This window comes from Ruegeria sp. CG1 (genome assembly GCF_056537265.1).
The window spans coordinates 553,408-562,200 of the sequence record NZ_JBQFRF010000002.1; the positions used below are offsets into that span (position 1 = coordinate 553,408).

General features: G+C 56.5%; 7 protein-coding genes. 4 read left to right on the plus strand and 3 right to left on the minus strand.

Annotated elements, in window-relative coordinates; all coding sequences use genetic code 11:
* Positions 1-70: 70 nt before the first annotated feature.
* Positions 71-457 (minus strand): carboxymuconolactone decarboxylase family protein, encoded by a 387-nt coding sequence (locus ACR0AU_RS08225; protein ID WP_480439003.1) that lies wholly within the window; start codon positions 455-457, stop codon positions 71-73.
* A 198-nt stretch (positions 458-655) separates the two neighbouring features.
* Positions 656-1,747, minus strand: a complete 1,092-nt coding sequence (locus ACR0AU_RS08230) for an aromatic ring-hydroxylating oxygenase subunit alpha (protein ID WP_170732779.1) — start codon at positions 1,745-1,747, stop codon at positions 656-658.
* Between the two features lie 214 nt (positions 1,748-1,961).
* On the opposite strand from ACR0AU_RS08230, the gene ACR0AU_RS08235 reads away from it, so the two are divergent.
* The 4 genes from ACR0AU_RS08235 (at position 1,962) to ACR0AU_RS08250 (ending at position 8,131) form a co-directional block, all read left to right on the plus strand.
* Positions 1,962-4,436, plus strand: coding sequence for an FAD-dependent oxidoreductase (locus ACR0AU_RS08235; protein WP_480795530.1), 2,475 nt, complete (start codon positions 1,962-1,964; stop codon positions 4,434-4,436).
* A gap of 71 nt (positions 4,437-4,507) precedes the next feature.
* Positions 4,508-5,623: a mandelate racemase/muconate lactonizing enzyme family protein gene (locus ACR0AU_RS08240; protein ID WP_480795531.1), complete on the plus strand. Its 1,116-nt coding sequence runs from the start codon at positions 4,508-4,510 to the stop codon at positions 5,621-5,623.
* 13 nt (positions 5,624-5,636) lie between these two features.
* Complete coding sequence (locus ACR0AU_RS08245; RefSeq protein WP_170776311.1) at positions 5,637-6,740, plus strand: mandelate racemase/muconate lactonizing enzyme family protein; 1,104 nt, start codon at positions 5,637-5,639, stop codon at positions 6,738-6,740.
* Between the two features lie 29 nt (positions 6,741-6,769).
* On the plus strand, positions 6,770-8,131 hold the full coding sequence (locus tag ACR0AU_RS08250; RefSeq protein ID WP_480439006.1) for an aminotransferase class III-fold pyridoxal phosphate-dependent enzyme: 1,362 nt from the start codon (positions 6,770-6,772) through the stop codon (positions 8,129-8,131).
* 173 nt (positions 8,132-8,304) lie between these two features.
* Here the strand turns inward: ACR0AU_RS08250 and ACR0AU_RS08255 are convergent, their stop codons facing one another.
* Positions 8,305-8,784 carry an invasion associated locus B family protein gene (locus ACR0AU_RS08255; protein ID WP_170407630.1) on the minus strand — a complete coding sequence of 160 codons (480 nt, stop codon included), beginning with the start codon at positions 8,782-8,784 and terminating at the stop codon, positions 8,305-8,307.
* Positions 8,785-8,793: the final 9 nt, after the last annotated feature.

Consider the following 8,793-nt stretch of genomic DNA (forward strand, 5'->3'; position numbering starts at 1 on the left):
CGCGCGAACTGCAGACGCGCAATCTCGCTGATTGTGTCGTTCCTTCTGAAGATCTCGCGAAGGGATCAGGTCAGTCCAGCAGCCCACGTTCGGTCAGGACTTTGCGAGCGACACGGAAGCATTCAAGAGATTGCGGGACGCCACAATAAATGCCGATCACATGAATGATTGATCGGATTTCCTCTTTGGTGACACCATTGTTCAACGCGCCGTTACAGTGGATTTCCCATTCATGCATCTTGCCGAGTGCCCCAATCATAGCGAGGTTCATCATCGAACGGGTCTTGTGATCGATCGTGTCATCCCCCCAGCCGAAGCCCCAGCACCAAGCAGTCATGTTCTCTTGGAATGAGCGGGTAAAATCATCCGCCGCTGCCAGGTTCTTCTCAACATACTCGTCGCCCAGCGTCGACTTGCGCTGCTTCAGGCCATGTTCAAACAGGTTGTCGTCCATCATTCTCTCCTCAGGTGAAACGACCGATCTGCAACTTAGTCGGTCCTGGCTCGATATTCCGCTAAAGCCGCCGCCCCTGTCTTACAACCAACCCCACCACCGAAGGCAAGGGGCTCGATCGCGTCGTTCTGGTCGGGTGTGCCCTTTGGCACAGCGTTGGCTTCGGTGATGTCTTATCTGGCCCATCCACAGCACGTAACGTTATTCAATCGCCTCGCGCATCCATTGTTGAAGCTTCGCAACGGAATGCTCGCTCATGACGCCACAGGCCGGATCAAGCACCAGCGGTCCCGGTTTGTACCCTTTGGATTTCAGGCCGCGGTGAACGGATTCCACTAACCGAATATCCTCGGCCACAGTCGTTTCGCGATCCTGAGTGGCAAGGCCACGGATCACGTCGCTTTCATGACCGCCTTCTGTGTACCACCCGCGCCAGACGGTACAGCTGTCCACTGTATTTGCCCGCCAATGATAGGTGTTCAGAACATTTCCCGGATAGCATTGGAACGAGAACATCGGCCACAGGAACCAGCTTTGATAGTCGCCCGCGTACTTGTTGCTTTCCAGATCAATCGGATAGGTCATCTTTTCGAGGCTTTGGCACTCGGTCGTGTGACGCAGCACGTAACCTCCCGACACATCGGGCTGAATGTCATAGGTTTCCGGTTTGATCACGCCTTCGGCAAAGGTCGGGTGATTAGTTGGGCAGTGATAGCATTCCGAGTAATTCTCGATCGAAACCTTCCAATTGCAGTTCTCAGGAATTTCGACCCACTCTAAGGGGGCCAGAGCGTTAGTGTTCGGCACGAACTCAGACAACTCGTCCCGGACACCGGGATACCATTCGTCCATCGTTGCCGCGTTATCGTCCAAATTGACAAAGATGAACCCGAGGAAGTCTTCGGTCCGTACTTCGGTCAGACAGATTTTCGCGCGATCAAAACCGGGAACTTTCTTGATGTTCGGCCCAGACCGCAGGCCGCCGGTAAGCTCATAGGTCCACTGATGATAGGGACAAACCACTACACGGGTATTCCCAGTTCCGGTCACCATTTCATGCGCACGATGCTGGCATACGTTGTAGAAAGTCCTGACAAGATTGTCGCGTCCGCGAATGGCAAAAAGGTTCTGACCAGCGATTTCGAACGCAAAGTAATCGCCTACATTTGGGATATCTGCCGCATGACCTGCGTATTGCCAAGTTCTGCACAACAGGCCGTTCATCTCTTTGTCGAATATGTCAGGATCCGTATAGTACCGGGCCTCGAGCGAGTGGGTTGGCAGGACAGTCATATTTTTTCTCCTGATACAAGCCGAGCTGGTGTTTCAGTCAAAAAGATCGCGTCAGGATTCGTAACATCCGTACGCGTCAGAATACCACTTGAAACATCTGTACCGCACATTGCTTACCTCGGTATGTACATTTGTGCCATTTTTAATTGACAGTGGTACATATGTAGCAATAGGAAGTCCACAGAATTCCATGTCTCGGAAACAGGAAGTTGCGATGTCTAAAAAGGAACTGCCTGCACGCGCAAAGGTCGTCATTGTCGGCGGTGGCGTCATGGGTTGCGGACTGGCCTATCACCTGGGCCATGAAGGTTGGGGCGAAGACACGGTGCTGTTGGAAAAGGACGAGTTAACTTCGGGCTCCACCTGGCATGCCGCTGGTCAGATTACTCACTCCACCAGTTCCTACGGGCTGGGCAAGATGGTCGACTATAACATTGGCCTCTATTCCAAGACACTTGAGGAAGAAACCGGTCAAGCGGTCACGTGGCACGGCTGCGGTTCATTCCGTCTGGCCTATACCGAGGATGAGATGGACTGGCTGCGCCACACATTATCAGTTGGCCGAGCGCTGGGGTTCAACATCGAGTTGGTAGGGCCTGACTTCATAGCTGAAATGCACCCCTACTATAACCTCGACGGTGTCATTGGCGCGCTTTACACGCCAGATGACGGTCACGTTGATCCTTCGAACGTGACTATGGCCATGGCCGCTGGCGCCCGTCAGAAAGGTGTGAAGATTTTCCGCCACTGTCGCGCGACCAACATTACCCAGAACGATGCAGGTGAATGGGTGGTGGAAACCGAACAAGGCACCATCACCTGCGAACACGTCGTTAATGCAGGCGGCACCTATGCCCGTCAGATGGGCGAATGGTCGAACCTGCAATTACCCATGACCTCGATGACCCATCATTATTTTGTCACTGAAGATGTGCCTGAATTCAAAGACCTGATAACTGAGCTGCCGGTGATCCGCGATGACAAGATGGTTTCGGGCTATATCCGCATGGAACAGAAAAAGGGCCTGATCGGGATATATGAAAAGGAGAACTCGAACTCTGTCTGGCATGATGAATGCCCATGGGAGTACGAAAACTGGCTGTTCGAGGCGGATTATGACCGTGTCATGCCTTGGCTGGAAAACTCATTGGAACGGATGCCGATCTTTTCTGAACTGGGCATCACCCGCGAAGTCCATGGTGCAATCAGCCACCCGCCAGATGGCAACCCGATGGTCGGCCCCGCACCCGGCGTCAAGAATTACTGGTGCTGCTGTGGCACGCAGATCGGCATCGGTTGGGGGCCTGGTCTGACCCGTGAACTGGCCAAATGGATGGTACACGGTGCTGCCGATATCAACATGCGTGACTATGATCCGCGCCGCTTTGGCAGCTATGCCAAGAAAGACTGGCAGGTCATCAAGGCGCATGAGGATTACAAGCTGCGGCACGAGATCCCCTTTCCGCATTTCAACCGCCTTGCAGGGCGTCCGATCAAACCCTCGCCGCTTTATGAAATCCTCAAGGAAAAGGGCGCGGTCCATGAAGAGGTTTTCGGCCACGAACGCCCCCGCTGGTTCGCGCGCAATGGTGTTGAACAGCGTGATCACTATTCGTTCCGCCGTAACGAGGTTTTTGACATGGTGGCGCTGGAATGCCAGGCCGTACGTGAACGCGTCGGCATCATGGACGTGACCGCGTTCACCAAAGTCGAAGTTTCAGGCCCCGATGCCTATGCCTATCTTGACCGTCTGACGGCCAACAAGATGCCGCAGAAAGACGGCTCGATCACGCTGACCCACTTTTTGAATCGCCGAGGCCGGATCGAGCTTGAGACGACCATCGTTCGCATGGCTGAAGATCGGTTCTACCTTGTATGTGCCGCCTTCTTCGAACAACGCCTTGTCGATCACCTGAACCAGAACCTCACGGGAGAGACAGTCTTTGTCAAAACGCTCTCCGAAGATTGGTCGGCTTTGTCCCTGAACGGGCCAAATTCCCGCGAGGTGCTGGCCAGATGCACCGACGCGGACCTGTCCAACGCCGGGTTCCGCTGGCTGTCGGCTCAGGAAATCACCATCGCGGGGCACAAGGTCTGGGCCTTTCGCATGTCCTATGCGGGCGAGTTGGGTTGGGAATTCCACATGCCGGATGAAGCCTGCGTTGACGTCTACAACGCACTGTGGGCTGCCGGCGAGGAATTTGGCATCGAAAACTACGGCTCGTTTGCGATGAACAGCCTGCGCATGGAAAAAGCATTCCCCGGTGCTGGAGAACTGACCAACGAGGTCACGCTGCCAGAGGCCAATGTCAGCCGGTTCTTCAAGCTGGACAAAGAGTATCTGGGTGTCGAAGCAACGCGCGCCAGTGCCGCTCAGTCTGAGGCGGGCGAGATGCCATGGATTTGCGCCTATTTGGAGATCGAACCGGATGGGGTCGAAGATGGTCATGGGGGCGAGGCTATTCGGATCAACGGCGAGGTTGTCGGTGCAACAGCCTCGGTCGCCTATGGCCACAGCGTCGGCAAAATCCTCGCCTTTGCTTACGTCAAGCCACACGTGAATGTTCCGGGCACAGAGATCGAAGTAGTTATCGCTGGTGTACCCCGCAAAGGGCGTGTCCTCGGCGAAGCAGCCTATGATCCGAAATCTGAGCGCCCACGTACGGATGCGGTTCGTGAATTGGCGTGATCTGAATGTCAGTGCGCCGGGGATTGCTCCTCAGCGCATGGCGGCCATCGCAGGAGCCCTGTGGTGAAACCATGAAGATTACGCGCATCCGAGTTTTCAAGACCCCCCTGCCATATATCGGCGGCTCATACGGCTGGGGGGCGGGCAACGCGATCACAACGTCGATGTCTTCGGTAGTGGTGATCGACACGGATGGAGGGCTGCAGGGCTGCGGCGAGTTTGCCCCTTGCGGCGAGAACTACATGATCGCCCATTCCGAAGGGGTCGAGGCCTTTGCCCGCCTTGCCGCCCCGCATTTGCTGGGTGAGGACCCCCGCCAGCTGTCCAAGATCGAACGGTTGATGGATGGCACGGTCCAAGGTCACGGCTACGCCAAAGCGCCCTTTGATGCAGCGTGTTGGGATATTCTGGGACGGTCCACCGGACAACCTGTTTGGATGCTGATGGGCGGCAAACTCACCGATGGTGCGCCGATGTACCGGGTTGTGCCGCAAAGGCCTGTCTTGGAAGAAACCATCGCCGAGATGGAGCAGCACCGCGCAGCGGGATACCGGCAGTTCCAGATCAAGGTAGGTGGCGACTGGGTGACCGATATCGACCGTATCCGCGAAGGCGTGCCCCTGCTGAAACCCGGTGAAAAGGCGATGGCAGACGCCAATCAGGGTTGGCGCGTTGACAACGCCATCCGTGTGGCCCGGGCAACCCGAGATCTGGACTTTATCCTTGAACAACCCTGCCACAGCTATGACGAATGCCAGCAGGTGCGCCGCGTAGCCGAGCAACCGATGAAGCTGGATGAATGTGTGACCGGGATCGACATGGCCCGGCGTATTGTAAACGATCGGGGTGCCGAAATTTGCTGTCTGAAGATTTCAAACCTTGGTGGGCTGTCCAAAGCCCGCCGGGTGCGTGATTTCCTGATTGATCACGGTATTCCGGTTGTCTCCGAGGACACATGGGGCGGGCAGATCACCACCGCTGCGGTCGGCCATTTTGCGGCCTCAACACCCCAAGAGATGCTGATCAATTCAACCGATCTGATGAACTACAACACCCGTAACACCGGGATTGGCGGCCCCACAGTAAGGGACGGTAAACTCTATGCCACAGATACTCCGGGGCTTGGGGTGACGCCGGACTTTGACAGCCTTGGCCCACCTGTCGCAACCTACGAATCCTGCGCCTGATGGAAACCGCCTGATGAAGATAACCCGCATCACCGCCTGGGAAGTCCCGCTGACCTCGCATGACACCTATTACATGGCCGAGGGCAAGACCTGCGATACGACGGTTTCAGTGGTCGTCCGCCTGGATACCGGCACCGGCGCATCGGGCTGGGGAGAGGTTTGTCCGATCCCGCATTATTTACCCGCCTATGCCAAGGGCGTGGTTCCAGCGCTTGAAGAGATGGCACCCGTTCTCATCGGCGCTAACCCGGTTGGTCCCGAAGCGCTGATGGAGCGCCTTAATAAGCATCTGATCGGGCATGGCTACGCCAAGTCAGCCATTGATACAGCGCTTTGGGATCTGACCGCACAGGCAGCGGGACTACCGCTATATGCTTTGCTCGGTGGGCGCGCCGTTGCCGATATGCCGCTGTATCATTCAATCACCTGTATCGCACCGGAAGAAATGGCGCGCATGGCGCGCAATGCCTTTGATCAGGGCATGCGACAGTTTCAGGTGAAGCTGGGTGCAGATAACAACTGGGAAGCCGACGTTGCTCGTTTGATTCAAGTGCGCGAGGCTGTTGGTGATGGCCCGTTGGTTTATGGAGACTGGAATTGCGGGTCAGATACGCTGACCGCCACACGAGTTGGCCGCGCTGTCTCGCATCTGGACATAATGCTGGAACAACCTTGCGCCACGATCGAGGAATGCGCCCATGTCCGCGCCGCGACTGGTCTGCCGATGAAGCTGGACGAAAGCGCCTGTGACATTCATTCGGTTCTGGCAGGACACCGCGCTGGCTGCATGGATGCTGCTGCGCTGAAACTGTCGAAGATGGGCGGCCTTTCGACGATGCGTCAAATCCGCGATCTCTGCCTGTCGCTTGGCACGCAGATGTGCATCGAGGATACCTGGGGCAGCGATGTTACGACGGCCGCCTCGCTGCATCTTGCGGCCTCAACCCCAGCGCACGGCATCATGAATACATGCGATCTGTCCCACTATGTCAAACCGCGTCTCGATCCGAATGCACCTAGCCGCCGGAACGGCCGCATCGCCCCACCCGAAGGCCCCGGCCTTGGCGTCACGCCTGATGCAGACGCTTTGGGCCAGCCAGTAACCATCATCGATTGATCCCAACCCCGCACGCCAAGAGGCCTGTTATGGAAGACTTCAGCAACGCCTACCCCTCCCATGATCCCGAATGGGTCAAAGACATGCACGCGGATCATTATCTGCAAAGCTGGTCTAAACAGGGCAGCCGCCCGCGTGTCATCACCGGCGCGCAGGGCAGCTGGTTCTGGGACAGCGAAGGTAAACGCTACCTCGATTTCCAAAGCCAACTTGTGAACGCCAATATGGGTCATCAGCACCCCAAGATCGTACAAGCAATTAAGGATCAGGCGGACAAGCTTTGTTATATCGGCCCGGCCATGGGCTCGGATGTTCGATCAGAACTCGCGGCAATCATGACCGAGATCACGCCTGCCAACATCTCATCAACCTTTTTTACAACAGGAGGGTCCGCCGCCAATGAAACCGCGATCCGTTTGGCGCGGCATTACACCGGTCGGACAAAGATCATTGCCCGCTACCGTTCCTACCACGGGGCAACCGGTGGCACGCTATCGCTGACCGGCGACCCGCGCCACCATCTGACCCGCGCCGATATGCCGGGCATCGTGCGGATGCTTGATCCTTACGTCTATCGGTTACCAACTGGCCACAAAGACCCGGCCCAGTGCCCGGTCGCCCAAGGCGGGCCGCATCTGGAAGAAATCCTGATGTATGAAAACCCCAACACCGTGGCCGCTGTCATTCTGGAACCTATTGTCGGCACAAACGGGATCATCGTGCCACCCGACGGATATCTGCAGTCGATCAAGGCAACCTGCGAAAAATACGGCATCCTACTGATCGCGGATGAAGTCATGGCCGGGTTTGGCCGGACCGGAAAATGGTTCGCCGTCGATCACTGGGGTGTTCAGCCGGACATCATTTGTTCGGCCAAGGGCATCAACTCGGGTTACGTGCCGCTTGGCACCATGTCCGTCAGTACCGAGCTGCATGACTGGCTGCGCGATTACCCATTGCCCGGAGGCCTGACTTATGCCGGCCATCCGCTGGCCTGCGCATCTGGCGTTGCCGCGATCCGAGCCATGCAGGAAGAAGGCACGCTGGCCCACGCCACCGCGATGGGTGAGAAGATGCGCGCCGAACTGCGCAAGCTGGCAAAGAAACACCCCTCGATCGGGGATATTCGCGGCAAGGGCATGTTCAACGGGATCGAACTGGTCAAGAACCGCGACACCCGCGAACCGCTGGTGCCGTTTGCCGCCAAAGGCGAAGACGCCAGACCCATGAGCGAGATGATGAGCTTTGCGATGAACGAAGGCCTCTACCTGTCCTTCTTCTCGAACGTGATCCGCCTGACCCCACCGCTCAACATCAGTGAAGACGACCTGATGACAGGGCTGGCGATTCTGGACCGCACCCTCGACATCGCCGACCGGGAGTGTCTCTGAGAACTAGTCGGCGCGAACGATCGCATTTCGGAAATCCAAAGCCATCACATAGCCCTACGCCGCAGCCTCCGCTCGTTGCGAGCGCAATCACAAAATGAACGCTCTGGTCAGACCCTTCTACGCGTTGCTGACCAAGAAGGCCTGCGCGGCCTTCTGGAAGGAAGGCCAGGCAATCACGGCAGCATATCGGATATTCTGCTAAATCCCGCCAGATCGAAACCAAAGGAAATTGGATCGCCGACCCGGTTTACGCTTTCAATACTCAACAGATTGCCAGCGCGCATCTTTGACATCCAGTCCTGAGAGACAGGAGAACGGGCAAAACAACCCTGTGCTTCGCAGGTTAGAAAATCCAGCCGCGCGATCTCGGCATCATCCACTTTAGCAATCAGCCCTTCAGAGAACAGCAGGCCAAATGGCAGTGTCAGCACCGCTTCGATCTCGTCTCTGCCGGCAGGTTTGACGAACGCAATCGAAGCAAGCCTTTGATTATTCTCGGTTAAGATAATGGTCTGGGTCATTTCACAAATCAGTTCAGTTCCGTTGACCTGATTGCTGCAGTTGACCGACCACAATGGCGCTTCGTTTTCCTGTGCGCCAAGTTGAGTTGTCAAACCGAACGACGCCACCAAAGCGTAGATCCAAGTTTTCATACTGCTGTT